This is a genomic window from Sphingorhabdus wooponensis, assembly GCF_003933235.1.
GTDB classification, from domain to species: Bacteria; Pseudomonadota; Alphaproteobacteria; order Sphingomonadales; family Sphingomonadaceae; genus Sphingorhabdus_B; species Sphingorhabdus_B wooponensis.
Map to the genome: position 1 here is coordinate 1,314,130 of NZ_RWJI01000001.1, position 25,192 is coordinate 1,339,321.

Annotated in this window: 21 protein-coding genes; 9 read left to right on the forward strand and 12 right to left on the reverse strand. The window is 55.4% G+C overall.

Annotated elements, in window-relative coordinates:
- Positions 1-2 precede the first annotated feature (2 nt).
- Genes D7D48_RS06525 through D7D48_RS06535 form a run of 3 tightly spaced genes read right to left on the reverse strand, consistent with a single transcriptional unit; the run spans position 3 to position 3,224 of the window.
- On the reverse strand, positions 3-1,253 hold the full coding sequence (locus D7D48_RS06525) for an ABC transporter permease (RefSeq protein ID WP_125230507.1): 1,251 nt from the start codon (positions 1,251-1,253) through the stop codon (positions 3-5).
- Positions 1,250-1,963 (reverse strand): ABC transporter ATP-binding protein, encoded by a 714-nt coding sequence (locus D7D48_RS06530; protein ID WP_125230508.1) that lies wholly within the window; start codon positions 1,961-1,963, stop codon positions 1,250-1,252. The genes D7D48_RS06525 and D7D48_RS06530 overlap by 4 nt, the downstream gene beginning before the upstream one ends.
- The gene (locus tag D7D48_RS06535; protein WP_125230509.1) at positions 1,944-3,224 is read right to left on the reverse strand and encodes an efflux RND transporter periplasmic adaptor subunit; all 1,281 of its coding nucleotides are present in this window, start codon (positions 3,222-3,224) and stop codon (positions 1,944-1,946) included. The genes D7D48_RS06530 and D7D48_RS06535 overlap by 20 nt, the downstream gene beginning before the upstream one ends.
- Before the next feature lie 239 nt (positions 3,225-3,463).
- Between D7D48_RS06535 and D7D48_RS06540 the strand changes: the two genes are divergently transcribed.
- Positions 3,464-4,216, forward strand: coding sequence for a ferredoxin--NADP reductase (locus tag D7D48_RS06540; RefSeq protein ID WP_125230510.1), 753 nt, complete (start codon positions 3,464-3,466; stop codon positions 4,214-4,216).
- Here D7D48_RS06540 and D7D48_RS06545 read toward each other — a convergent pair.
- From D7D48_RS06545 to D7D48_RS06560, 4 genes are all read right to left on the reverse strand, one after another.
- Entirely contained in the window at positions 4,213-5,325 is a 1,113-nt protein-coding gene (locus D7D48_RS06545; RefSeq protein ID WP_342769820.1) for an aldose epimerase family protein, read from the reverse strand. The genes D7D48_RS06540 and D7D48_RS06545 overlap by 4 nt on opposite strands.
- A 68-nt stretch (positions 5,326-5,393) precedes the next feature.
- The gene (locus tag D7D48_RS06550) at positions 5,394-6,119 is read right to left on the reverse strand and encodes a hypothetical protein (protein WP_125230512.1); all 726 of its coding nucleotides are present in this window, start codon (positions 6,117-6,119) and stop codon (positions 5,394-5,396) included.
- 35 nt (positions 6,120-6,154) lie between these two features.
- The gene (locus tag D7D48_RS06555; RefSeq protein ID WP_125230513.1) at positions 6,155-7,363 is read right to left on the reverse strand and encodes a toxic anion resistance protein; all 1,209 of its coding nucleotides are present in this window, start codon (positions 7,361-7,363) and stop codon (positions 6,155-6,157) included.
- A gap of 83 nt (positions 7,364-7,446) precedes the next feature.
- On the reverse strand, positions 7,447-8,151 hold the full coding sequence (locus D7D48_RS06560) for an arylesterase (RefSeq protein ID WP_125230514.1): 705 nt from the start codon (positions 8,149-8,151) through the stop codon (positions 7,447-7,449).
- A 42-nt stretch (positions 8,152-8,193) separates the two neighbouring features.
- Between D7D48_RS06560 and D7D48_RS06565 the strand changes: the two genes are divergently transcribed.
- Both D7D48_RS06565 and D7D48_RS06570 read left to right on the forward strand, forming a co-directional pair.
- The gene (locus D7D48_RS06565) at positions 8,194-8,865 is read left to right on the forward strand and encodes an ABC transporter ATP-binding protein (protein ID WP_185739795.1); all 672 of its coding nucleotides are present in this window, start codon (positions 8,194-8,196) and stop codon (positions 8,863-8,865) included.
- Positions 8,862-11,372: an ABC transporter permease gene (locus D7D48_RS06570; protein ID WP_125230516.1), complete on the forward strand. Its 2,511-nt coding sequence runs from the start codon at positions 8,862-8,864 to the stop codon at positions 11,370-11,372. The genes D7D48_RS06565 and D7D48_RS06570 overlap by 4 nt, the downstream gene beginning before the upstream one ends.
- A gap of 31 nt (positions 11,373-11,403) precedes the next feature.
- On the opposite strand, the gene D7D48_RS06575 is transcribed toward D7D48_RS06570, so the two are convergent.
- Positions 11,404-12,363 carry a bile acid:sodium symporter family protein gene (locus D7D48_RS06575; protein WP_245964357.1) on the reverse strand — a complete coding sequence of 320 codons (960 nt, stop codon included), beginning with the start codon at positions 12,361-12,363 and terminating at the stop codon, positions 11,404-11,406.
- A gap of 132 nt (positions 12,364-12,495) precedes the next feature.
- Here D7D48_RS06575 and typA point away from each other — a divergent pair, with 132 nt between their 5' ends.
- The gene (gene typA / locus D7D48_RS06580; protein ID WP_125230917.1) at positions 12,496-14,316 is read left to right on the forward strand and encodes a translational GTPase TypA; all 1,821 of its coding nucleotides are present in this window, start codon (positions 12,496-12,498) and stop codon (positions 14,314-14,316) included.
- A gap of 46 nt (positions 14,317-14,362) precedes the next feature.
- Here typA and D7D48_RS06585 read toward each other — a convergent pair whose 3' ends face one another.
- The gene (locus D7D48_RS06585; RefSeq protein ID WP_125230517.1) at positions 14,363-15,574 is read right to left on the reverse strand and encodes a BaiN/RdsA family NAD(P)/FAD-dependent oxidoreductase; all 1,212 of its coding nucleotides are present in this window, start codon (positions 15,572-15,574) and stop codon (positions 14,363-14,365) included.
- A 64-nt stretch (positions 15,575-15,638) separates the two neighbouring features.
- Between D7D48_RS06585 and D7D48_RS06590 the strand changes: the two genes are divergently transcribed.
- Positions 15,639-15,929, forward strand: coding sequence for a DUF3297 family protein (locus D7D48_RS06590; protein ID WP_125230518.1), 291 nt, complete (start codon positions 15,639-15,641; stop codon positions 15,927-15,929).
- 12 nt (positions 15,930-15,941) lie between these two features.
- Here D7D48_RS06590 and D7D48_RS06595 read toward each other — a convergent pair whose 3' ends face one another.
- Positions 15,942-17,081 (reverse strand): serine hydrolase domain-containing protein, encoded by a 1,140-nt coding sequence (locus tag D7D48_RS06595; protein ID WP_125230519.1) that lies wholly within the window; start codon positions 17,079-17,081, stop codon positions 15,942-15,944.
- 31 nt (positions 17,082-17,112) lie between these two features.
- On the opposite strand from D7D48_RS06595, the gene D7D48_RS06600 reads away from it, so the two are divergent.
- Positions 17,113-17,487, forward strand: a complete 375-nt coding sequence (locus tag D7D48_RS06600) for a hypothetical protein (protein ID WP_245964358.1) — start codon at positions 17,113-17,115, stop codon at positions 17,485-17,487.
- A gap of 1 nt (position 17,488) precedes the next feature.
- Here the strand turns inward: D7D48_RS06600 and D7D48_RS06605 are convergent, their stop codons facing one another.
- Both D7D48_RS06605 and mnmA read right to left on the reverse strand, forming a co-directional pair.
- The gene (locus D7D48_RS06605; RefSeq protein WP_125230520.1) at positions 17,489-18,016 is read right to left on the reverse strand and encodes a DUF7010 family protein; all 528 of its coding nucleotides are present in this window, start codon (positions 18,014-18,016) and stop codon (positions 17,489-17,491) included.
- 31 nt (positions 18,017-18,047) lie between these two features.
- On the reverse strand, positions 18,048-19,172 hold the full coding sequence (gene mnmA / locus D7D48_RS06610) for a tRNA 2-thiouridine(34) synthase MnmA (protein ID WP_125230521.1): 1,125 nt from the start codon (positions 19,170-19,172) through the stop codon (positions 18,048-18,050).
- Between the two features lie 287 nt (positions 19,173-19,459).
- Here mnmA and D7D48_RS06615 point away from each other — a divergent pair, with 287 nt between their 5' ends.
- The 3 genes from D7D48_RS06615 (at position 19,460) to D7D48_RS06625 (ending at position 25,181) form a co-directional block, all read left to right on the forward strand.
- Positions 19,460-20,635, forward strand: a complete 1,176-nt coding sequence (locus D7D48_RS06615; RefSeq protein ID WP_125230522.1) for an efflux RND transporter periplasmic adaptor subunit — start codon at positions 19,460-19,462, stop codon at positions 20,633-20,635.
- 27 nt (positions 20,636-20,662) lie between these two features.
- Positions 20,663-23,806, forward strand: coding sequence for an efflux RND transporter permease subunit (locus D7D48_RS06620; protein WP_125230523.1), 3,144 nt, complete (start codon positions 20,663-20,665; stop codon positions 23,804-23,806).
- A 166-nt stretch (positions 23,807-23,972) separates the two neighbouring features.
- A complete protein-coding gene (locus D7D48_RS06625) occupies positions 23,973-25,181 on the forward strand; it encodes a DUF445 domain-containing protein (protein ID WP_125230919.1) in 1,209 nt (402 codons plus the stop codon).
- The last annotated feature ends 11 nt before the right edge of the window (positions 25,182-25,192 follow it).

The following is a 25,192-nucleotide window of genomic DNA, read 5'->3' on the forward strand; positions in this document are numbered from 1 at the left end:
CGCTATTCGCTTCTTAGCGCCTCAATCGGGGAGAGCCGCGATGCGCGAATAGCCGGATAGCCGCCGAAAACAAGGCCGATAATGGCGGAAAAAGCGACCGCCATTATCGCCGTATCAAGGCCAATGGGTGCCGGAAATTCGGCCAAGCGCTCAAAAATAGAGGCCGCCAAAATGGCGAGTGACAGACCGATAGCACCGCCGATTACGCACAAAACAGCCGCCTCCACCAGAAACTGGTTGCGAATGTCGCTCCGCTTTGCGCCCAATGCCATGCGAAGCCCAATTTCACGGGTGCGCTCTGTCACACTGACCAGCATGATGTTCATGATGCCGATCCCCCCGACCAGCAGCGAAATCGATGCAATGGCAACGAGCACCGCCTGAAAAATTTGCGTTACTTCGCCGGTGGTTTCCGCAATTTCTGTCGTCGTGCGCACCGTGAACGGGTTAATCTTGCCTTTTGCTACACGGTACCTATCGCGCAAGAGACGCTCTATTTCCTTTTGCCCTGTAAGCAGCGAATCTTCATCCTCAAACCCGACAAAGATCAACGTAACATCGTCAGGTCCCTGCGTAGCCGTGGTCAATAAACGTTGACGCAAAGTCGTTATCGGCACGACGATTTGGTCGTCATTATCATTACCCAAATTGCTGCCCTTACTCTCGAGAAGGCCTATGACGGTAAACGGTACCCGGTTAATGCGAATAGTTTCACCTACCGGACTTGTGTCCGGGAACAATTTGTTGGCCACGGTTTCGCCGATTACGGCGACGCGCGCCGCCGAACCGACATCGCTCTGTGACAGAAATCGGCCTTCGGATGCCGTGACGTTGGAGACTGCGCCATATGCAGGAGTCGCGCCCGTCGCCTGCGTCGTTGCACTGCGCCCTGGAGTCACAATCTGCACGCTGCTTCGGATTTGCGGCGCCACCGCGCTCACACCGGAAACCTCGCGCAGGATTGCGTCACCGTCGCGCTCGGTCAATCTGCCGCGATCGGTTGATCGTGGGGGACCGCTGCCGCTGTCGGGTTGCGGCACAACGATGGCCATGTTCGATCCCAAAGTCGCAATTTGCTGCGACACCGAAACCTGCGCGCCGTTACCGACTGCAACCGCCAATATGACCGAAAACACACCAATCATCACGCCCAAAGTGGTCAGGATGGAGCGCATTAAATTGGTGCGCAACGCCGTCAGCGCAATCGCGACATTCACGCCCCACCCGGCAAGCGACGCAAGCAAGTCTTTCATGCCACACTCGCTCTGCGGCGCGACTTTACCGCCGCGTCCTCAATGACCTGCCCGTCGCGAAAGACAATCCGCCGCGCGGCATATTCGGCGATATCGGGTTCGTGCGTCACAAGCACAACGGTAATGCCGTCGTCATTCAACTTCTGAAAAATACCCATAATGTCCAAGGATGTTTGGGTGTCGAGCGCGCCCGTTGGTTCGTCCGCCAGTAGCATGAGTGGATCCGTCACCAATGCCCGCGCGATGGCCACACGCTGCTGCTGACCACCTGAGAGCTTCGCGGGCGTATTCTGTAGGCGATTAGCAAGGCCCATGGCCTCCAACTTGTCTTGCGCGCGCGCGCGCCGTTCGGCATAGCCTATCCCGGCATAGATGAGCGGAACGGCAACATTATCGAGCGCGCTGGTCCGCGCGAGCAAATTGAACTGTTGAAACACGAAGCCTATCTTGCGGTTGCGAATTTCCGCCAACGCATCGCTATCCAGAGATTTGGTATCAATCCCGTCCAGCAACAACGTGCCTGATGTGGGAATATCAAGGCAACCAATCATGTTCATAAATGTCGATTTGCCAGATCCACTTGCTCCCATAATCGCGACAAATTCACCGCGCGAAATGGACAACGACACATTATTGACCGCGTGGACAGTTTCGCCGCCAATCGCATAATCCTTGACCAGATTATGCGTTTCAAGAAGCGGCGTTGTCATCTTCATCCGCGCTTTCGTCGGTTTCTTTCTTTGGCTTCAGTGACTTTGTGCGCACCAGCACCTTATCGCCCTTTTTCAGGCCAGAAACGACCTCGGTATATTCCTCACCCTGCAAGCCCGTCCGGATAACGCGCCGTTCGGGGCGATAAGGATCGGACCCTACCAGATATACTTTGGGCAGGGTTTTGTCCTTTTTTGTAGTGTCCGACGCTGGCTTCTCTACCGCGGGCTGTGGCCGGTCGGCCAAGCGCGGCCGAAACCGCATCGCGTTCGTGGGAACCCGTGTGACATTGGTCCGGACATCCGTGATGATTTCGACATTGGCCGTCATACCCGGCAACAGCTTTCCATTCACATTATCGACATCGATAATCACAAGATAGCTGACAACATTCTGAGCCTCGACTGGCGCTTGTCGCACTTGCCGGACCTTGGCTTTGAAGACATCATCGGGATAGCTATCGACGGTAAAGCTGACCATCTGACCTTCGCGAATCTGCCCGATATCGGCCTCATCGACCGATGCCTCGACCTGCATTTTCGTTGTATCTGCGGCAATTTCGAACAGGTTTGGCGTTTGAAAACTTGCCGCAACCGTTGTGCCGGGCTCAACCAATTTGTTGATGATAACCCCGCTCGCGGGGGCGACAATCACGGTCCGCTTAAGGTCTAGTGTCGCCGACGACAGCTCGGCATTGCCCTGCCGGATTTGTGCGCCACCGCTTTGCGTTTGCGCCAAGGCGACCTGCACGGCGTTGCGCGCGCTGTTCAGCTTGCTTTGCGCAATATCAAGGCCAGCCTTTGATACAAATCCGCGTTCCGCCAGCGCCTTTTGTCTATCAAAATCACGCTCTTGAATTTCCAACTCAGCCCGCGCACGCGCCACATTGGCGGCGGTCTGTTGCAGATTGGCGCGTGCCACGGCAACTTGCGCCTCAGACTGCTCGACCCGCGCACGCACCCGCGTAGGGTCAATCTCTGCCAACACTTGCCCCGCTTGCACGCGTGAATTGAAATCGACGTATACCTTGGTGATTTGCCCCGAAACTTCCGCGCCCACCTTGATGGTATTCAGCGCCCGCACTTTACCGCTGGCCGAAACCTTACGAATAACGTCGCCGCGTGTGACAGCCTCGCTGACATATTCATAATCAGGCGGCGTTGGACGAACGATCCGATACACAATGAAAAGCAGCACCAGCGCAATCAACACCGACCATCTCGGATGGCGTTTTGTCCATGAAATGAAGGTGGTTAGCATATTACCCCGTCCGGTGCTTTTTGTTCGGCTGGCTTGTATCTTGCGTTAAGCACACTGGCTAGCGCTTATGTGGGGCGTCAGGCAATTCCGGTGATAGGAATAGCTCTCAGGAAGGCCTTTCTGCGTCATTTTACCCGCCATACCTCAAAAACAAGGCTGGCTTTTGACGATAAAAGAAATGTCCCTATTGTAAATTGCTCGATTGCCGTCAAAGAGCGCCCTGAAACATGGAGTGAATAATGGCATTTTCGACTGTTAAGGTTTTGACCACGCATCATTGGAACAAGGGACTTTTTTCCTTTTCGGTGTCACGGCCGGCCTCATTTCGCTTTGTGAGCGGTCAATTCGTCATGATTGGTCTCATGGTCAATGGTAAGCCGTTGATGCGTGCTTACTCCATGGCTTCGCCATTCTGGGATGAATCGCTGGAGTTTTTAAGCATCATCGTTCCAGATGGTCCGCTCACCAGCCAATTGTGCAAAATCCAGCCCGGCGACGAAATTCTTTTAGGCGCCAAACCAACCGGCACGCTCACGCTTGACGCGTTGCTGCCCGGTAAAAGGCTGCATCTGATTGGCACGGGAACCGGATTGGCCCCTTGGCTGTCAATCATTCGTGATCCTGAAGCCTATGAACGCTATGAAAAAATAACCGTGCAACATACTGTCCGGCAAGTCGAAGATCTGGCATTTCGTGATGTTCTGGAATCGCAGCTAGCGGATGACCCCTTGGTTGCAGACGAAGCCAAGCAGAAGCTCATTTATGACGCATCCGTCACCAAATGTCCGACTTGGACAGGCGAAAATCGGCGCATCACGCAGAGAATTGAAAGTGGCGATTATCCGCTCGACCCCGAATTTGACCGCGTCATGCTCTGCGGCAGCATGGCGATGATTAAGGAAACTGGGGCACTTTTGGAAAGTCTTGGGTTCACTGAAGGCGCACAATCGCAACCCGGCACTTATGTGCTGGAACGCGCATTTGTCGGCTAATCGGGCAATGACCCCGCTTTTGTTCCGAACCGCCAGATGATGCTATTTTCATAGCGCTCCCCGGGGACGAGTAAAATCGGCGCAAAAGACGCTTGATTTGGCGCATCAGGAAACATCTGCGGTTCCAAAGCAATGGCATCACCCTTGTGATAGCTTTTGCCCGCCTTGCCCGCGATGGAACCGTCAAAAAAATTACCGGAGTAGAATTGCAGACCGGGTTGGTTGGACAGCAATGTCATTGTCCGTCCCGACACGGGATCTTCCAACACCGCCTGCGGCCGTGGCTGTTGCGCAACAACCTCATCAACGACCCAATTATGGTCATATCCATGCCCATGCCGCATTTGGGCATCAGCAACATCTCCGATATACTTACCGATTGGCTTCGCTGTGCGAAAATCAAAGGCGGTGCCCGCCACAGGGCGGCGCTCGCCGGTCGGGATGAGTGCGGCATCCACGGGCACATAATGCGCGGCATGGATCGTCAACAGATGGTCCATTGCGTCGTAGGCGCTGCCCTCCCCGCCCAAATTCCAATACGCATGGTTAGACAGATTTACGACAGTTGGCGCATCTGTGGTCGCTTGATACCGCACCGATAGAGCGTTGTCCGCGTGCAATTGGTAGGTCGCCGTTACGGATAGGTTTCCAGGATAGCCTTGGTCACCATCTGGGCTAAAATGCGAAAGCGTGACCGACAGTGCATCTTCGTCGCAGGCGGTGATGGTCCAGTTGGCTTTGTCAAATCCCACATCGCCACCATGCAAGGAATTGCCGGCATTATTGGCAGGAACCAGATATTCTTTTCCCTCTAACATAAAGCGCGCACCCGATATGCGGTTGGCGACGCGCCCTACGGTAGAACCGAAATAATGCAGATGCGCCACATAGGCGTCCAGCGTATCAAAGCCCGTTATCACATCCGCAAACCGGCCTTGCGCATCGGGCACATGGACCGATAATATGGTCGCACCATAGCTGATGATACGCACCCGCATGCCGTTTGCGTTCATCAGCGTAATCGCTTCAACGCTATCTCCGTTGGCGAGCGTTCCGAAAAATTCTCTGCTCAGTTTCGACAGCGTCAGAATAGTTTCCTCTTCATTCAGGCGCTTTTACGCGTCACAAACGCCTCAGATTTCGTGCAGCACACGGCGTCCTAGCTATGTGAAAGCCGTTAGACGTTCTGCCCCTGTGCTTCTTTGTTATCGTAGCGCATTTCAAGATAACGGCCACGCACCGCCAGCTTATCCAGCTCTCCGCGTGAAATCTGTCCGGTCATGGTTTCAATTTCGCGATCTATGGTTTTCAATCCGTCCACAAGCTGCTGGGCGGGTGTTTTCCCCGCATGTTCTTTGTGTTTCAGGCTATCCGGAATTTTCTTATAACCGTTAATAAGTTCGGGCAGATGTTCGCCCACCAGCTTACGCACTTCGCGCGCTGCCGGGTCGTTTTCATCCAATGTCTGCAATTGCGGCGCAAGCTGGTCCAATCGCAAGCCAATATCCTGCATCAACGTTACCGCTGGCGCAGGCAGCGCCGGACGCTGCGCCTCCAACCAGATTTCGGTCTTGCCCGCCAAAGTGGCCAAATCCGTAACGCGCAGGCTCTCCGCAGTAGGCATGGGCATTTCGGGATAGCGCATCAACACATATGCCGCCGCCGCACTGACGATGCCGGTAATCATCACGCCCCAAAAGCCGATGCCGTCGATAATCGCGCCAACAATGCCAGCGCCAATCAACACCACGCCGACAGCGACCACCGCCTTGCTCAGCTTGCCCCAAAAATGCGCACGGCGCAGCGCCTGCGATTTGGAACCGATGGGTTTCATCCGCACATTGCGCAACGAACGCGCAGCCGCGTTTAGCGTCTCGTTAGCGTTTGATGCTGGGCTGTTCATATGATCAATGCATTCATGGATAGATATGGCACGGCTTACCCCTCCAAAGCCGCGAGCAGACCAGTGTCTTGGCTATCCTTCACCGCCTGCGCCTGACCTTCGGCACGGGCGATGTAGCCCTTGGACTTTTCGACTTCTTTCTCAAGCGCGTCCGATGTCTGCTTCATGCTGTCGAGCGCCTTCAACTTGAACGTATCAATAGCGTCCATCGTGTCATAGATATTTTGGAACGCACGGCTTAATGTTTCCAGCGGAATGGTCGATGCCGCTGCCTGTTCATGAATGCGCCCCGTATTGTCGCGCAGCAATTTTCCAGTGCTGTCGATGATATTCGCTGTTGTCGTGTTCAACGACGTGATTTGGTCCAATACCAGTTTTTGGTTGGTCATGGCCTGTGCCACCGTCACCGCCGTCCGCAATGCCCCGACCGTCGTGGTCGATGCTCGGTCAACGCCTTTTACCAGCTCGACATTATTCTTCTTCACAAGATCAAGCGCGAGATATCCCTGCACCGTCACAGCCATTTGGGTAAGCAAATCCTGTGTCCGTTGCCGCACATAGAATAATGCGCTTTCCTTTATCGCCCGCGACTTGGCTGGATCGGATAACTCCAATTCAGCCGCCTTTTCCTCCAGCTTTGCATCCAATTGCTTGGACATGACGATCATTTGTTCGAGCTTGCCCATGGCAACCCACAGATTTTGACGCTCCACATCGATGGCAGCATTGTCCATCAACAGTTCGTCTTTGCCGTTGCCAAGCCGCCCGAGGATTGAGCTGATATGCGTTTGTGAACTTTGATAGCTGTCGAAATAATTGCGTAATTTATTGCCAAAAGGGATGATGCCAAACAGCTTCTGCTTAGTCATCAGATTGCCCTTTTTGGAAGGATCCAAATCTTCGACAACGCGGCGCAGTTCGGCCAGGTCGGCACCAACCCCAGACTCAGCGTCCATGCGGCGAATGGGTTTATCCAGAAAGCGGTTCGACTGCGCCGACGCCTCCATAATTTCCTTGCGCCCCATGTTGGTCAGCTGGTCAACCCGCTTGCCAAATTCAGGGCTGTTAACGTCCTGCGCAATCAGATCCGCGACATAGGCATCCACCCGCTGTGCCAACTTTGTTTGCTGTTCATCGGTCACGGGGACCAAGCCCATTGCCTGTTGCGGCGTGACGGTTGGTACAGGATCCGGCGGTGTAAGCTTCAGCTCTTGCACGGTCGTGGTTGCGGTTTCACTCGACATGGCCAAAAATCCCTCTGTCATTGATTATGAATTTAGATGGAACGCATGCCCGACCATTTCAAGCATTTCCGCCCCCAGCTGTATTATTTTTCTAATACAGCGTCATCTTGCTGCTTCAAAGCAGCTTCGACCAGCGGCGATAATCCTTCGACAACCCGCGACACACCCTTGGCATTGGGATGGATATTGTCCGGCAGCATTAAGGCCGGATCCGTCACCACGCCGTCGAGGAAAAAGGGATATAATGACGCACCATATGCATTGGCCAGATCGGGGAAAATCCCGTTGAAAGATTTGACATAATCGGCACCTAAATTTGGTGCGGCCAACATGCCCGTCAGCACCACCGGAATGTCACGGCGTTTCAATTCGTCCATCATCGCGGTCAAATTGGCCTTGGTTTCCGTAGGCTTGATCCCGCGCAACATGTCATTGCCGCCAAGTCCAAGCACAACCAGATCAGGTTTTCGGTCCAGACTATCCAGCACGAAGGCCAGCCGTGCTTTTCCGGCTGCTGTGGTATCCCCCGACACGCCGGCATTGTGCACCCGGGCATTTATGCCCTCTGCCTGCAATGCCGCCTGCAATACCGGCGCCAGCCCTTCTTGTGGTGCAAGGCGATACCCAGCATAAAGGCTGTCGCCAAACGCAACGACCAATTGGTCATATTGCGTGACTTTTGCCATTTGCTGCGTTTCGGTCTTATTTTCGGCTACAGGATTAGACCCGCATCCCGACAACACTTGGATTGCGACACATAACGCCCCATATACCCAAAAACTTCTCATAAGGATTTTTCCTTGCACGCTCCGGTCACTCACAAAGCGGATATGGCAATCCGCGCTGCAAATGTCACCCTTAGCCTTGGTAGCAACGACGCATCCGTGTCGATTTTACGCGGCGTAGACCTTGATGTACCCTATGACAGCAGCGTGGCGTTGCTTGGGCCGTCAGGATCAGGAAAATCTTCTTTAATGGCGGTGTTGGCGGGCTTGGAACAAGCCAGTGGCGGCACTGTCCTCGTCGATGGTCTGGATTTCACAAAACTGGATGAAGACGCGCTCGCGCGGGCACGACGTGGGCGCATTGGCATTGTGCTGCAGGCGTTTCACTTGCTGCCAACCATGACCGCACTCGAAAATGTGGCGATTCCTTTGGAACTGGCGGGTCTGGAAAATCCCTTTGGCCGCGCGCAAAGCGAGCTTGAAGCTGTTGGCCTTGGTCATCGGCTCACGCATTATCCATCGCAATTATCCGGCGGCGAACAACAACGTGTCGCCATTGCTCGCGCCATGGCCGCAGGACCAAAAATCATCTTTGCCGACGAACCAACGGGTAATTTGGATGGGTCCACCGGCGCGTCTATTGTCGACCTCTTGTTCGCCCGCCGCGCTGCATTGGGCGCAACTTTGTTGATCATAACCCACGACCCCGAACTTGCGCGCAAATGTGACCGGGTGATTGCGATGCAGGATGGCCATGTGGTGGAGAACGCGGGTTGAACCTTCCGCTCGCTGCCATTTGGCGCATATCGCGCCGTGATTTGTCCGCGCGTATCCGTGGGCTCCGTTTACTGGCGATTTGCCTGTTTCTCGGTGTTGCAACGCTTGCGGCAATTGGCAGTCTGACCGCAGGCATAGCCGACGAACTGTCAAAGCGTGGTCAGACGATCCTTGGCGGCGATGTCGAAATCGGCATCGCACAACGCGAAGCAACGCCAGCCGAAATGGCCGCCATGCGCAAAGCAGGCGCAGTCTCCGAAACCATCCGTTTGCGGGCAATGGCGATAGGCACGCAAACAGGCAGCGACAGCGTGCTCGCCGAATTAAAGGCCGTAGACCGTGTCTATCCGCATTATGGTGCATTAACCCTGCGCGATGGCGGCATAGCCAAGGCACCGGCCAAGGACGAAATTTACATCGGGCCGACCTTAGCCGAACGGCTTGATATCGAAACTGGCGGAACGATCCGCTTTGGTGACGCGACGTTCAAGGTCGCGGGCATTATCGGCGAAGAGCCTGACCGCTTAGGCGAAGGCTTCACACTTGGTCCGGTGGCTATCATCAACATGACCTCTTTGCCGGATACCGCGCTGATACAACCGGGCAGCATGTATGAGGCAAAATACCGCATCAAGCTGGCTGCGGACGAAGATGCCGCAGCCGTCGCCAAAGCACTGGAGGCGCAGTTCCCGTCGGCCGGTTGGGACATTACGGACCGTTCCAACGGCGCGCCCGGCACGCGGCGCTTCATTGAACGTATGGGCCAGTTCCTGACTTTGGTCGGCCTTGCCGCCTTGGTTATTGCGGGTATTGGCGTCGGTAATGGCGTGAGCAGTTACCTCGCCAGCAAGCGCGCCAGCATCGCAACATTGAAAGTTACGGGCGCGGACAGCGGGACGATATTCCGCATATATATGCTACAAATCCTGACCGTTGCCGCAGGCGCAATCATCGCTGGCCTTATGGTGGGCAGTGTTATGCCCATGGTCATTGGCGGGGTCGCTGGCGACATTTTGCCCGTCGCGCCGGGTTTCAACCTGCATCCCCTGCCCTTATTCATCAGCGCGATTTATGGCCTGTTAATCGCCATTGCCTTTGCCTTGCCACCTTTGGCCCGTGCGCGCACGGTGCCTGCTGCGGGCCTGTTCCGCGCGATTGTCGAAGGCAACGCCCGCATCGACCGGCGCAGCACGGTGTGGGTTATCTCGGCTATCCTTGCCATCATTGCACTTGCGGTGGTGACGGCGCGAGAGCCTTTATTCTCGCTCGCCTTTATCGGCGCGGCTTTTGGCCTGCTGTTGTTGCTGACTGGCATCGCTTGGTTGCTGCGCTTTATCGCGTTACGCCTGCCACGGCCAAAGGCACCGCTGCCACGGCTCGCACTCGCCAACCTGCACCGGCCCGGTGCGCAGACGCAGGCATTGGTTGTGGCGCTTGGGCTCGGCCTGACCTTGTTCGTGACCCTCGCGGCCATTCAAACCAGCATCAACAATGAAATCAAAAACAGCGTACCTGACCGCGCGCCCAGCTTTTTCGCTTTGGATATTCCGCGCGACGGCGAAGCGCAGTTCCGGCAGATGGTCAAAAAGGCTGACCCCAAAGCGGCTATCAACATGATCCCCGCCTTACGCGGCACTATTGTTGAATTTGGCGGCCAGCGTGTGGAACAATTGGAAGAACTGCCAGAGGGCGCGTGGATCCTGAACGGCGATCGAGGACTGACCTATAGCAGTGCCCTACCCAATGGCAGCGAGATAGTTGCGGGAAATTGGTGGCCGCAGGACTATAATGGCCCTGCCTTGGTTAGCCTTGAGGCAGATGCCGCGGAAAGCTTAGGCGTGGGTGTAGGCGATAGCTTAACCATCAGCCTGCTGGGCGTCGAAGTTCCCGCCAAAATCGCATCCTTGCGCACCGTCAAATGGGACAATTTTGGCCTCAATTATGTGATGGTATTTTCGCCGGGAAGCCTAGAAGCAGCGCCGCATAATATGGTGGCGACCTTAACGGTGTCCAAGCCAGCCGAGCGCATATTGGCAAAATCGTTTCCACCGACATTCCCGTCCGCGTCACTGATTGAGGTCGGCGAAGTCACCGCGCAAATCACCGTTTTACTCACGCAAATGGCGCAAGCTATCGCCGCTGCGGCATCCATCGCCATCTTAGCTGGTATCGCCGTCCTCGTTGGCGCTATCGCCGCTGCGCGCCAGTCGCGCATCTATGACAGTGTCATTATGAAAATGTTGGGCAGCACAAGGCGGCAAATCTTGGGCGCGCAGGCGTTGGAATATGGCATTTTAGCGGTGGTGCTTGGTTTAGTGTCGCTGGTGCTCGGCATGTTGGCCGCTTATTTTGTCGTGGTCGAGATATTCGACTTTAGCTTTGCGCCGGATTATGCGGTGCTGGCCCTGACGCTCGTCGGGGGCGCCGGATTGACATTTGTGTTGGGGATTATCGGATCACTCCCGATCTTAGCGGCACGGCCTTCGGAAGCACTGCGTAGCCTCTAATCTCCCCATCGACTTGCGATGGGGAGGTCTATTACCGATCTTTCGCAAAATGGGTGGCCAATGGCGCGGAAAGGATCAACTGCGCCATATGATATATCAGCGTTGGCAGCAGGACCATGCCCGCTATCGCAGGCGGAAATATCGTTGCCGCGAGCGGCGCACCGATGGCGATGCTTTTTTGCCCACCCGAAAACAGCATCGTAATCCGGTCGCCGCGCGGTAGCTTCATCGCCCCACTTAAGGCCCAAGCCCCACCAAAGCCGACAAGCAACATGACCGATAACGCCAGCGCGAGCCACGCAAGCTCATCGCCGCGCACGATGCTCCATATTCCAGCCACAACCGCGCCCGAAAACGCCACATAGACCGCAATCGCAATCGAGATACGGTCCATCCACGTTGCCAACTCTTTGTTCCGGTCTACCCATGGTTTGCACCAACGCTGAGCAATTTGGCCAAGTGTGAAGGGCAGAAGCAAGATGAGCGCAATGCGCGCAACGGCAGCACCTGAAATATTCGCCTCCCCCACATGCGCCAACACCGCCAAAAGCAAGGGCGACAAAAGTACGCCGATCAGATTGACCAAAGCCGCCGCAACAACCGATGCTGCCACATTACCTTTGGCCAAGGCGCAATAAGCCGAAGCCGACTGCACGGTGGAAGGCAGAATGCCCGTAAACAGCAATCCCAAAGCAAGTGTCGGCGGCAAGATATTGTCGAACACATATGACAAAGCCAATCCTGTCACCGACATCACGCCAAATACGAAAAAGAAAATCGCCCCCTGCAACCGCCAGTTGCGCACACCATTGACCACTTCATGTCGCGGCAAACGCACGCCGTTGAGAAAGAACAATAGGAATATCGCCGCCAATGAAATGAATGACGCAACCTCTGCCGCCGCGCCCCGAACGGGCAAGACGCTCGCCAGCAATATGGTGGCGAGCAACAGCATGACAAAGCGATCAGCGAAGATACGAGCGAACATCATTGGCCTTTGACCGCTGCAATCGCGTATTGCAACACCAGCGATGTTGCGCTGCAGCGCATATTGGGTTAATGGCGCGCGAGAATCTGGCGGCATGTGGCCGCTATGAAGACCTTCCAAAAGGCCCATTTCCAAATGTCATTGCGTAACATCGCCATCATCGCGCACGTCGATCACGGCAAAACCACTCTTGTTGACCAACTGTTTCGGCAGTCGGGTACCTTCCGCGACAACCAGCGCATCGAAGAACGCGCGATGGATTCGAACGATCTAGAAAAAGAACGCGGCATCACCATTCTTGCCAAATGCACCTCGGTTGAGTGGAATGATACCCGCATCAACATCGTCGACACACCGGGCCACGCCGACTTTGGTGGTGAAGTTGAGCGCATTTTGTCGATGGTCGACGGCGTAATCTTGCTCGTCGATTCGTCCGAAGGCGCCATGCCGCAAACGAAGTTCGTTACCGGCAAGGCTTTGGCGCTTGGCCTGAAACCAATCGTCGTCGTCAATAAGGTGGACCGCCCTGACGAACGTATTCAGGAAGTGCTGGACGAAGTGTTCGATTTGTTCGTTTCGTTGGATGCGACTGACGAGCAGCTCGATTTCCCCGTGCTGTATGCCTCGGGCCGCAACGGCTATGCGTCCACAGACCCCAGCGCGCGTGAAGGCACGCTGACGCCGATGTTTGAAACCATTGTCAGCCATGTTCCAGAGCCTAAGGCAGATGTGGACGGCGAATTCAAAATGCTTGTCACCTTGCTTGACCGTGACAACTTTCTTGGCCGTATTCTCACCGGCCTTGTATTGTCAGGTACGGTGAAGGTGAACCAACAGATCCACGCATTGAACCCAGACGGCAAGATCGTCGAAAGCGGCCGTGCGTCGAAGATCATGTCTTTCCGCGGGCTTGAGCGCGTTCCTGTGGACGAAGCCAAGGCGGGCGATATCATCTCCATCGCTGGTTTGACCACTGCAACTGTGGCCGACACTATTGCCGAGCCAACAGTGACTGAACCGCTTCAGGCGCAGCCTATCGATCCGCCCACTTTGTCCATGCGCTTTTCGGTGAATGACAGCCCGATGGCTGGCCGTGAAGGCACCAAGGTTACCAGCCGTATGATCCGTGATCGCCTGATGCGCGAAGCTGAAAGCAACGTCGCCGTCCGTATCACTGAGGCGGAAGACAAGGATAGCTTCGAAGTTGCTGGTCGTGGAGAACTTCAATTGGGCGTTCTTATCGAAACCATGCGCCGTGAAGGCTTTGAGCTGGGCATTAGCCGCCCACGCGTGCTGTTCCGTGAAGATGAAAATGGCCAGAAGACAGAGCCTTATGAAACCGTCGTCATCGATGTGGATGATGAATATTCGGGCACAGTCGTTGAGAAAATGGCGGTGCGTAAGGGCGACCTTACCGATATGCGTCCATCAGGTGGCGGCAAAACACGCATTACCTTCAGCGCACCATCACGCGGTTTGATTGGCTATCATGGCGAATTCCTGTCCGACACGCGCGGCACAGGCATTATGAACCGCCTGTTTGAAAAATATGGCCCACATCGTGGCACCATTGAAGGCCGCAAGAATGGCGTGTTGATTTCCAACGGCGCGGGCGAAGCGGTTGCTTATGCCCTGGGCCCATTGGAAGAGCGCGGCATCCTGATGGTCTCGCCTGGTGAAGCCTTGTATGAAGGTATGATTATCGGCGAAAATGCCAAGCCGGATGACCTTGAAGTCAATCCGATGAAGTCAAAGCAGCTGACGAACTTCCGTTCGACTGGCAAGGATGACGCCATCCGCCTCACCCCGCCTAAGCGCCTGACGCTTGAGCAAGCCATTGCCTATATCGATGATGATGAAATGGTTGAGGTCACGCCAAAGAATATTCGCTTACGCAAGCGCCTGCTTGACCCGAATGAGCGGAAAAAAGCATCGCGCGCCAAACAGGCGGCATAATGAAAAGGGCGTCGATTTCGGCGCCCTTTTTCTTTGGGCAACGGCCCTAAAGGGCTTCGCCTGCCGCGACGCCGCTGGCCCACGCCCATTGGAAATTATATCCGCCAAGCCAGCCTGTGACATCCACCGCCTCGCCTACGCAATACAGCCCCGGCATTTTCTTTGCTTCCATCGTCTTTTGCGACAGACCATCGGTGCTAATCCCGCCCAATGTCACCTCTGCCTTGGCATAACCCTCGCTGCCATTGGGCACAAATGGCCAGTTGCCGAGTAGCGTACCCGCACCCACCAAATTCCGGTCGTTTTGGTCGGCAAGGTTGCCGAGTAGCCCAATTTTCGCAGCAAGCGCTTCAGCCAAGCGCGCTGGTAAGACACGGTCCAATGTTGACCGCAATGTCGCGCGTGGTCGTGCGCGCTTTTCCGATAGCAATAATTCGGTCGCATCCAAGGATGGCAAGAAATCAATTTCCACTTGGTCGCCAGGTCGCCAATAGCTGCTGATTTGCAGCACTGCGGGGCCACTGAGCCCCCGATGGGTAAACAATGCCGCCTCGCGGAACGCAGCCTTTCCATGCTTCGCAACAACCTCAGACGACACGCCCGATAATTCGCGGAACAAGACATCATCTCCGCCCAGCGTCAGCGGCACTAAGGCTGGTCGTGGTTCTACAATCTTCAACCCGAACTGGCGCGCAAGATCATAAGCAAAGGCCGTCGCCCCCATTTTCGGAATGCTTGGGCCGCCGGTCGCAATCACAAATGCCGCGCCTTGCGCGCGTACTCCATTGTAAGTGACGTGATAGTCGCTGCCGTCATGTGTCACTTCCCCCACAGGCGCATCGAACACAAAATCGACCCGGCCGCCAAAGGCCACTGACTTATCACATTCGGCCATCAGCATGGCGACAATCTGCCGCGCAGAACCGTCGCAGAATAATTGACCCAGCGTCTTTTCATGAAACGCGATACCATGCGCGTTCACCAGATCGATAAAATCCTGCGGCGTGTAGCGGCCAAGCGCTGATTTTGCGAAATGCGCGTTGGCCGACAAATAACGTTCTTGCGCGTGCGTGGTGGTCGCATTCACATTGGTGAAATTACACCGCCCGCCACCAGATATCAGAATTTTCTTTCCCGGCCCGGTGGCGTGATCAATCACCAGAACGCGCTTGCCGCGTTGTCCGGCGGTCAATGCACACATCAAGCCCGCACCGCCAGCACCTAGGATAATTGCGTCATAGTTGTTTGAACTTGCCATTTCGTTCCCCTGCACTGCCTGCGCCATATTGCCAAGTGCTATGCTTTGCGGCAAAGCGCGCAGCATGACTGAAGAAACGAAATCCGCGGGCCCAAACACCCCGCCAGATCACCTGTCGATTAACCCGATGAGCCCGCATTTCGACAGCGACCTGCTGTCGCGTGGCATTGGCATCCGCTTCAAAGGCGAAGTCCGCACCACCGTTGAGGAATATTGCATTTCCGAAGGCTGGATAAAGGTTCAGGCTGGCAAGGCGCGGGATCGCAAAGGCAATCCTTTGCTCATAAAGCTCAGCGGTCCGGTTGAAGCATGGTTTGAAGACCTTGGCGACGACGCGCCCGTGGCGAAGCTTTAACCGAGCTTCGCCTTACTGCTTCGGAAAAGCCGAAATCAGCTTGGCCAATTGGTCGTTAACGGGGTCAAGCTGATCATCCGGCGTTTTGCCAAGCCGCACAATTGTTAGCCGATGCTGCGGTGACACCACCACAAATTGCCCCAAATGGCCGAGTGCGGCAAAGACATCCGATGGTGCCTTGCCGGGGAACAGGACTTGGTCAAGGCCATCCTTACGTTTCCGGTTCAACCAGATATGCCCGCCATAGCTTGCATCGGTTTGGCTTGGCGTTTTCATAAAACGTATCCAGCTTGTCGGCATCATTTGCGCCGCGCGGATTGAACCATTGTTGCGCAGAAATTCGCCGAATTTTGCCCAATCACGCGCGGTCGCGTGGATAAAGCTTCCGCCTAGCATCGTGCCACTGCGGTCAAATTCAGGCACAGCGCTTGTCATGCCCAGTGGCTCAAACAAACGTCCCCGCGCATAATCCAACATCGCATCCCGCCGCACAGCAGGATCTTTGCTGTCGGTTAATGACCGCGTCATGATGTCGGCGAGTATATGGCTGGTCGCTGTGCTATATTCGAATTTCTTGCCAGGAATTGCTTCCAACGGCCGTGTTTCGGCATAACGCGCGACATCTTCACGGCCATCGAGAAACAGCATGCGGGGCGTGTCAGCATCAAAAATCTCGACACTTCCTTGCGCCATTTCGGTATGGTCCAGTCCGGACGACATGTGCAACAAATGACGCAATGTTATCGCCGCCCGACCATCGCGCGGCGTTTGCCATTCGGGGACAATCGCTGGTTCGTCCAAGGCCAACCGCCCGTCCGCCACCATCATGCCCACCAAAACGCCCGTCACGCTTTTGGCCATAGACCAACTGATCAACCGCGTGTCCGGTCCATATCCCGGCGCGTAGCGTTCGGCGACGATACGTCCGCCATGCATCACCACCAAAGCGCGGGTTTCACCAACCGCTGGATCTTCAAAAAAGGGCGCTATCGCCGCGGCAAGCTTTGCTTCGCTAATTACCGCATCATCGACCGTCATGCTAAAGCCCGGACCAGCAGGCTTTGCAGGCGGTTCAGCGGCGCATCCAGACAGGCTGAGTGCGGCCATGGCACAAAAAGCGGTTGCGGCGCGGTGAATTTTGTTTCTAGGCATATTAGGCTTCGATGCACCAAATGGAGGGCCCATGGCAACCGCAACTTCGACCCAAGGACCAAAAGAATCTGAACCTCGGTTCAAGAGGTTGAAAATTTCTGGCGCGGTCATCGCCCTATTCGCGGCCCTTTGGCTATTATGGAACTGGAACAGTATCATAGGTCAAGCGCGTGTCGCCGCCGCTTATGGCGCACATGTCACCTGCTCGTGTCGTTATATTCAAGGGCGTGATATGGCGTCGTGCGCCACCGACAAGGAAAAGGGCATGGAAATTGTGCGCTTAAGCGACGACCCCGAGAATAAACGCGTCTACGCATCGGTACCGTTTCTGGCCGAAGCTGTGGCGGAACGGCGCGGTGCCTTTGGCTGTATGCAATTGAACGCAGCGGAAATAGAGGCGCTTTGAACTAACGCTTTGCCGGCACAAGAATGAACGCCGAACATAATAGCTCAGTCGCGCCCCCAGCGAAGGCGACAAATGCCGGCGCCATGCCACCCGATAAAGCAGCGGCGGCGATAGCCATGAGGACCACGCCCAACACAAGGTAAAGGCGCATGCCATATACGGTCTGAAATACCAGATAGCGTGCCCCCACAGCCAAAAGGGCAATGGCGAAGAACCAATCCCCATAGGTCGCGCTGACCAAATAGGCGATGACAACGCCAATGATGAGAAACGCCGTCGATTGCAGCGCGAGCATCTCCAACGGGTTAGGCGCACGCGCCCTGCCCCGATAAAATACCCGCCGCGCTAGCAACACCGACAAGGGATGAATCAGCATACCGCCGAAAAACAAGGTGGCCATGCCAGAAAACAGGTCGGCATATAGCGTGACCGCCCCTGCCATCACCCACACTAGACCAGATACGAAAATACCAACCCCGCCATTGACATAGGCCCGGCGCATGTCGCGTTGTGCTTCCCTCAAATGCATCCTGAACTCTCCCTTCAGTAAGCGCCTGATTTTAAGCGGCGGAGGCCATCTCCACCGCAATTGTTTCTTCGATCCAGCCACCGCCAAGCACGCGGTCACCATCATATAAAACCGCCGCCTGCCCCGGCGCGACGCCATATTCGGGCGTATCAAAACGCAGCCATTCGCAATCCAAACGCGCAGGCACAGGGCGGGACATTGATCGCACCTTTGCCATGACAGACCGGTTGCCGATATCGCACAGCCAATTGGCATCGATGATCCGCGCGGCGGGGACGGCAAGCGCCGCCCGTGGCCCGACAATTACGCGCTGCGTCGCGGCATCCAGGCGGATGACATAAAGAGGCACAGGCTGCCCGCCCACCTCAAGCCCTTTGCGTTGCCCAACGGTGTAATGGATAAGGCCCTTATGCTGGCCAAGGACGCGGCCATCGAGATGGACAATGTCCCCGCCAATTTCCGCATCCGGCCGAATTTTGCGGACAACGCTGGCATAATCGCCATCAGGTACAAAGCAGATGTCCTGACTATCGGGCTTCATCGCGACGATTAAGCCCATTTCCTGCGCAATTGCTCGCACCTGCGGCTTAGGCATGCCGCCCAAAGGAAAACGGAGATACTCCAATTGGTCTTGCGTGGTTGCAAACAGGAAATAGCTTTGATCGCGTGCTGGATCAGCCGCGCGGTGCAATTCGGCCCCCGCTGGTCCTTCAACGCGGCGGACATAATGGCCGGTAGCCAGGCAATCTGCACCAAGCTCCCGCGCAAGACGAAACAGATCGGTGAATTTTACACCCATATTGCAGCGCACACATGGGATGGGCGTCCGGCCCGCCATATATTCATCGGCAAAATGGTCGATAACCGATTCGCGAAAGCGGCTTTCATGGTCAAAAACATAATGCGCGATGCCAAGCTTATCAGCGACCGCGCGCGCATCGCGAATGTCCTGACCCGCGCAGCACGCCCCTGCCCGCTTTACCGCGCTTCCATGATCATAAAGTTGTAATGTGACGCCAATGGTTTCCGCGCCCGTGCGCGCCGCGAGCGCCGCGACGACCGAGGAATCCACACCGCCCGACATCGCCACGACAATTCGCTTACCCTTCAAATCAGGGCCAAGTTGGAAATCAGAATGATAAATATCGTCGGTCATGGGATTGTCTCCCTATAAGCTTCACGCAGGAAATGCCAGTTTTCTGGATAGCCCTATATATTTGGAGTAAGAGGTATCGCGCCAATAATGCGTTGTTTGTCGAAACATATGAGGCATCAGTCTGTATTGTTGCGCACCAGCAATTGCGATATTCTATACATCTATAACGCGTTTGACCCTCTTAGGCTGTGCGGCTTGCGGACAGTGACTTATTGGGGTAATACAGCCACATTATGAACAAATTAGGGGCGTAAGCACTCCCTGAAGCTATTATTTGGAATTCCAAGATGAATTACGAGACGACGATGAGCGCAACGCTAGATGGTGAGATATTGCAGGACGATCAAGATCGGAAGCAGCGTCGGATCCGCATGGCTGCGATCATCGCGGCCATATTGGTGATAGCGGGCGGCGCTTATTATTTCTTCGGTAGTAGCAGCAGTGCGCCTACCGATGCGGATAAGGCTGGCCAAGCCCAGACAGTGACCGTTGTCGCGCCGGGTCGTGATAATGTGGTGCGTGCGATTAACGCGACTGGCACATTGGCCGCACGTCGCGAAATTCCGGTCGGTGTCGTTGGCGAAGGCGGACGCGTGTTGCAGGTCTATGTCGATGCCGGTGATTGGGTAACTCAAGGTCAAGTGTTAGTAAGCGTTGACCGTTCGGTACAAACACAACAGGCCGCCGCATTGGAGGCACAAATTGGTGTCGCCCGCGCGGACCTGCAGCTTGCCCAAAATGAACTCGACCGCGCGATGCAGTTGGTTGATCGCGGCTTTGTCTCCAAGTCAGATGTGGATCGCAAGACCGCGACGCGCGACGCCGCGCGCGCACGGGTGAATGTTGCCAACGCACAACTTGCTGAAACCCGCGCCCGCAATGCGCGTCTGGACGTTCGTGCGCCTGTGTCCGGCTATGTTTTGGAACGCAATGTCGAAACCGGACAGACGGTATCCGCAGGCAGCGGCATATTGTTCCGCATCGCCAAGGATGGGCAGTTGGAACTGCAAGCCCAGCTGAGCGAAGATGATCTCGCGCAAATCACCGTCGGCGTCCCAGCGTCGGTAACCCCTGTCGGCACCGACCGGGTGTTTGAAGGCAATATCTGGCAAGTTTCACCTATGATCGACACGCAAAGCCGTCAGGGTATGGCGCGCATCGCTTTGCCATTTGACAAGGCATTGCGCCCCGGTGGCTTTGCGTCAGTTGAAATCAAATCAGGCGAGATGTTGGCACCTGTTCTGCCGGAATCGGCCGTCCAAACCGGCCGCAATGGTAGCTTTGTGTATATCGTTGGCAAAAATAACAAGGTGCAGCAACGCCCTGTGAAGCTTGGCCCTGTAACCGCCAATGGCTTAATCATCGAACAAGGCCTCGACGGCAGCGAACGGGTTGTTCTGTACGCTGGCGGCTTCCTCAATCCGGACGAAACGATCAATCCCAAACTGTTGAAGAAACAGTAAGTCGTTGGGCCATTCGGGATATACATCATGAATTTAAATAACATTTCTGCATGGTCCATCCGCAATCCGGTGGTGCCGATCGTCTTGTTCGTCGCGCTCACCATTGCCGGCATCATGTCGTTCCGGAACATGGATGTTCAGAATGATCCCGATATTGAATTTCCGGTCGTTGTTGTTTCAATTTCACAACCCGGTGCTGCACCGAGCGAAATCACGACCCAAATAACGCAAAAGGTCGAATCTGCGATCCGCAGTGTGCAAGGTGTGCGCAACATTGATGCCAGCTCAAGCGAAGGCAACACAACGGTTAGCGCCGAATTCGAAATTGGCGATGACATCAACGCCGCGGTCAGCGAGGTGAAAAACGCCGTCGACCAAATCCGCAGTGACTTGCCAGACGGTATATTGGAACCGCAGATTTTCAAGGTCGCGACATCCAGCGATCCAATCGCCTATTTCGCGGTCGAAGCCAGCGATATGACGCTGGAACAATTGAGCTGGTTTGTGGACGATAGTGTTGCACGCCGGTTACTCTCCGTCGAAGGCATGGCATCAGTTAGCCGCAATGGCGGCGTAAACCGCGAAATCCGCGTGGTGCTTGACCCTGCAAAAATGCAATCTCTGGGCGTGAGCGCGAGCCAAATTAACGCCGTTCTGCGTCAACAAAATATCAATGCTTCGGGCGGCCAATCGCAGATAGCCGGATCACGCCAGTCGGTCCGCGTGCTTGGCAACGCAACGGACGCCTTTGCCCTCAGCCAGACACAAATCAGCTTGGGCGGCGGTCGCTCTATAAAGTTGGCTGATGTGGCTGAAGTCACCGATGGGTTTAGTGAACAACGCGCCATGGCCTTTGCCGGCGGCAAGCAAGTCGTCACCTTTGGCATGTCACGCGCCAAGGGCGCATCCGATGTGACGGTATTCGACGACGCCATGGTCAAAATCGCCGAAATCGAAAAAGAAAATCCCGGCGTCAAATTCATCACTTTGTTCAACAGTGTCGATTACACCAAGGGTCAGTATAAAAGCTCCATGGCGGCGATGATCGAAGGCGCCTTACTCGCGATTGTCGTCGTATTCCTGTTCCTGCGTGATTGGCGCGCAACGATTATTTCGGCGATTGCCATTCCCTTGTCCGCCATTCCGACCTTCTGGTTCCTCGACCTTTTGGGCTTCACGCTCAACACTATGTCACTGCTCGCTCTTGGTCTTGTGGCTGGGGTGCTCGTCGATGACGCTATTGTGGAAATCGAAAACATCGTCCGACATATGCGCATGGGCAAATCGGCCTATCAGGCATCGATTGATGCCGCCGATGAAATCGGCCTTGCGGTGGTTGCTACCACATTCTCGATTGTAGCGGTATTCTTGCCCGTTGGTCTGATGCCTGGCGTTGCCGGACAATTTTTCAAAAATTTCGGGCTTACGGTCGTCGCATCGGTACTCATGAGCCTTGCCGTAGCTCGTATGATCACGCCCATGATTGCCGCCTATTTCCTAAAAGCCGACGGCATGGCCGAACATGGCGAAGCGGGTTGGATTAATCGATATATGAAAATCCTGCGTTGGTCGCTTGGCCATCGCCGTTGGATGATGGGCATTGGCGCACTGGCGTTGGCGCTGACGGTTGCCTTACTGGTCGTCTTACCAAAGCAATTCTTCCCCGATGGCGATACCGATTTCAGCCGAATTCGTATTGAAATGGTGCCTGGCACAACGCTAGAACGCACACGCGAAATCAGCAATGAGGCCGCTGCCATCGTCGAAAAGCAACCCGAAGTAAAAACTGCCTTGCAAAGTGTTCGTGAAGGCGGCGCTAGCATTTTTATCACCTTGCATGAGGACCGCGACCGGACCAGCCAGCAGTTCGAAGAAGATCTGACGCCTTTGCTGACCAAGATCGCCGACGCGCGCGTAACTTTTCAAGCTAACGGCCCAGGCGGTGGTGGTGGCGGTTCGGGACGTGACGTTTCGGTCATGTTGTCAGGATCAGACCCCAGAATGCTTGACCGAACTGCGGCAACGCTTGTGGAACAGATGAAAACCCTGCCCGAATTGCGTGCGCCGCGTATTTCAGCTGATTTGCAACGTCCTGAATTGATCATAACCCCTCGCAATGACATTGCTTCTCAGCTTGGTGTATCGACCGTAGCACTCAGCCAGACAATTCGCGTCGCAACGCTGGGTGACATTGACCAAAATAGCGCAAAATTCTCGCTCTCCGACCGTCAAATCCCGATCCGCGTAATGCTGGCCAAGGAATCGCGCCAGAATCTCGATGTTATCCGCAACCTGCCCGTCCCGTTGGCAAGCGGCGGATCTGTTCCGCTGTCCCGCGTGGCCGACATCAGCTTCGGCGCTGGTCCCACCTCGATTCAGCGTCGTAACCAGAATTTCCGTATCTTTATTGGCGCGGATTTTGCGCCGGGCATTGTTTCGTCCGAGGCAGACAAGAAAATCAACAACCTGCCCATCATGAAAAATCTGCCCACTGGCGTGTCCCGCGCGCCCTTCGGTAGTCAGGAATGGGAACAAGAAATGCAGGGGGACTTCCTTGTCGCCTTGGTTTCCGGAACCTTGTTGGTATTTGCCGTTTTGGTACTTTTGTACCATCGCTTCATGTCGCCTTTGGTCAACATGGGGTCCTTGTTGCTTGCGCCCTTGGGCGGCTTGCTGGCGCTGGGTCTTGTGGGTCAGCCCATATCCATGCCGGTCTTCATCGGTATATTGATGCTCTTTGGCATCGTGGCGAAAAACTCCATTTTGTTAATCGACTTCGCGATTGAAGAAATGGCGCGCGGCGTGCCCAAATTCCAAGCGATTATGGAGGCCGGACATAAACGCGCACAGCCAATCGTCATGACGACCGTTGCCATGACCGCTGGGATGGTCCCCACCGCTCTGTCCTTGGGCGGTGATGGGCAATGGCGTTCGCCGATGGGCACAGTCGTAATCGGTGGTCTCATCGTATCCACCTTGTTGACCTTGCTCATCGTCCCTGCGGGCTTCAGCCTGGCGGACGGTTTTGAAAAGCGTGTTGGACCATGGCTGCGCACACGATTGCTGACCTATGATCCCAATAAGCATGGCGAAAACATCGTCGAACCCGCGAAGCTGAAGGACACCACCTCGGACAAAGCCTATTTGGCGGGGATACAACCGGCAGAGTGAATTTAGGCCGTTTCCTACAAAATATCGTCGTCCTGAAACATATTCAGGATGACGATGGTTGGCGTTTTTTAGACACTGCTTTAAGGTCCGCCACGTGAAAGCTATCAACCAACTCGGCCTGTCGGAAAAAGCCCGCTATGCGGAGCGGGATGCCGAACTGCGGCGCATGCGGATCATTGCAACAGGGTTGTTGTTGTGCATGGCCGCATTGTTCGTTTTCGGCAAATATATGGAAACCCGTTATATTGGCTATTGGGGCTTTTTAAGGGCCTTTGCTGAGGCGGGGATGATCGGTGGCCTCGCGGACTGGTTTGCTGTCACAGCGCTCTTCCGACACCCTTTGGGCATACCCATTCCGCACACCGCGATCATTCCGAATAATAAGGAACGGCTTGGCCGCACTTTGGCTAGCTTCTTGCGCACCAATTTCCTGACAACCACGGTCGTGGCCCGCCGCGTGCAGCGCATGGACGTAGCAGGCGCCGTCGGCAAATTCCTGAGCGCTCCATCCGGCGGCGAAGGACGGATGCGCTTGGGTGCATCGCGCTTGATGGGGGATATCATCGCCGCGCTCGACGATGAACGATTGGGCGGGATCGCCAAAGGCGCCATCCGCAAACAACTCGACAAGCTCGACATCGCGCCGTTGCTGGGCCAGTTGCTAACCGCGATGATCCGCGAACGGCGGCATATTCCCGTGCTCGACAGCATCATCAAATGGGCGTCCGTAACATTGGAGGCCAATGAACATCTGATCCGCGAAATGGTGGAGGAACGCGCCAACACCCTTATGCGCTGGACAGGCCTTGATGACAAATTGGCCAATGCCATCGTCAACGGCCTTAACAAATTGCTGCACGACATGGCCGAAGACCCCGACCATCCTTTACGCGAAAAGGGCGAAGAGGGACTCGCTAAGCTGGCCCATGACCTGCGCCATGATAAGGAATTGCAGGCCAAGGTTGCGCATTGGAAGGGGCAGTTGTTGGAAAACCCCGCAATGGGCAAATGGATCAACAGCCTGTGGGACCAAGGCCGCGATGGCCTGTTAAAGGCAGCGCGGAACCCCGATGCCGCCTTGGCGGGCAGCTTTGGTGATGCGCTCATAAAACTTGGCGGTAATTTGCAAGCCGACAGTGGGCTGAAACACCAAATCAACCGCTTTGCCCGCCGCGCTATTGTCGGCGCTACCGAAAATTACGGCGACAATATCGTTCGTTTGGTGTCCGATACCGTTGCGCGCTGGGATGCATCCACCATCACCGACCGCGTCGAAAACGCCGTCGGCAGCGACTTACAATTCATCCGCATTAACGGGACTTTGGTCGGCGGGCTGGCGGGTATTATCATCCACGCCGTCGGCCTGTTAATTTAACCTCGCTAAGG

What these genes read in the sequence shown, in the direction of transcription:
- D7D48_RS06525 (WP_125230507.1), bottom strand. Translation starts at nt 1,253, where the DNA reads ATGAAAGACTTGCTTGCGTCGCTTGCCGGGTGGGGCGTGAATGTCGCG.
- D7D48_RS06530 (WP_125230508.1), bottom strand. Translation starts at nt 1,963, where the DNA reads ATGACAACGCCGCTTCTTGAAACGCATAATCTGGTCAAGGATTATGCG.
- D7D48_RS06535 (WP_125230509.1), bottom strand. Translation starts at nt 3,224, where the DNA reads ATGCTAACCACCTTCATTTCATGGACAAAACGCCATCCGAGATGGTCG.
- D7D48_RS06540 (WP_125230510.1), top strand. Translation starts at nt 3,464, where the DNA reads ATGGCATTTTCGACTGTTAAGGTTTTGACCACGCATCATTGGAACAAG.
- D7D48_RS06550 (WP_125230512.1), bottom strand. Translation starts at nt 6,119, where the DNA reads ATGAACAGCCCAGCATCAAACGCTAACGAGACGCTAAACGCGGCTGCG.
- D7D48_RS06555 (WP_125230513.1), bottom strand. Translation starts at nt 7,363, where the DNA reads ATGTCGAGTGAAACCGCAACCACGACCGTGCAAGAGCTGAAGCTTACA.
- D7D48_RS06560 (WP_125230514.1), bottom strand. Translation starts at nt 8,151, where the DNA reads ATGAGAAGTTTTTGGGTATATGGGGCGTTATGTGTCGCAATCCAAGTG.
- D7D48_RS06565 (WP_185739795.1), top strand. Translation starts at nt 8,194, where the DNA reads ATGGCAATCCGCGCTGCAAATGTCACCCTTAGCCTTGGTAGCAACGAC.
- D7D48_RS06575 (WP_245964357.1), bottom strand. Translation starts at nt 12,363, where the DNA reads ATGATGTTCGCTCGTATCTTCGCTGATCGCTTTGTCATGCTGTTGCTC.
- typA (WP_125230917.1), top strand. Translation starts at nt 12,496, where the DNA reads ATGTCATTGCGTAACATCGCCATCATCGCGCACGTCGATCACGGCAAA.
- D7D48_RS06585 (WP_125230517.1), bottom strand. Translation starts at nt 15,574, where the DNA reads ATGGCAAGTTCAAACAACTATGACGCAATTATCCTAGGTGCTGGCGGT.
- D7D48_RS06590 (WP_125230518.1), top strand. Translation starts at nt 15,639, where the DNA reads ATGACTGAAGAAACGAAATCCGCGGGCCCAAACACCCCGCCAGATCAC.
- D7D48_RS06595 (WP_125230519.1), bottom strand. Translation starts at nt 17,081, where the DNA reads ATGCCTAGAAACAAAATTCACCGCGCCGCAACCGCTTTTTGTGCCATG.
- D7D48_RS06600 (WP_245964358.1), top strand. Translation starts at nt 17,113, where the DNA reads ATGGCAACCGCAACTTCGACCCAAGGACCAAAAGAATCTGAACCTCGG.
- D7D48_RS06605 (WP_125230520.1), bottom strand. Translation starts at nt 18,016, where the DNA reads ATGCATTTGAGGGAAGCACAACGCGACATGCGCCGGGCCTATGTCAAT.
- mnmA (WP_125230521.1), bottom strand. Translation starts at nt 19,172, where the DNA reads ATGACCGACGATATTTATCATTCTGATTTCCAACTTGGCCCTGATTTG.
- D7D48_RS06615 (WP_125230522.1), top strand. Translation starts at nt 19,460, where the DNA reads ATGAATTACGAGACGACGATGAGCGCAACGCTAGATGGTGAGATATTG.
- D7D48_RS06620 (WP_125230523.1), top strand. Translation starts at nt 20,663, where the DNA reads ATGAATTTAAATAACATTTCTGCATGGTCCATCCGCAATCCGGTGGTG.
- D7D48_RS06625 (WP_125230919.1), top strand. Translation starts at nt 23,973, where the DNA reads ATGCGGATCATTGCAACAGGGTTGTTGTTGTGCATGGCCGCATTGTTC.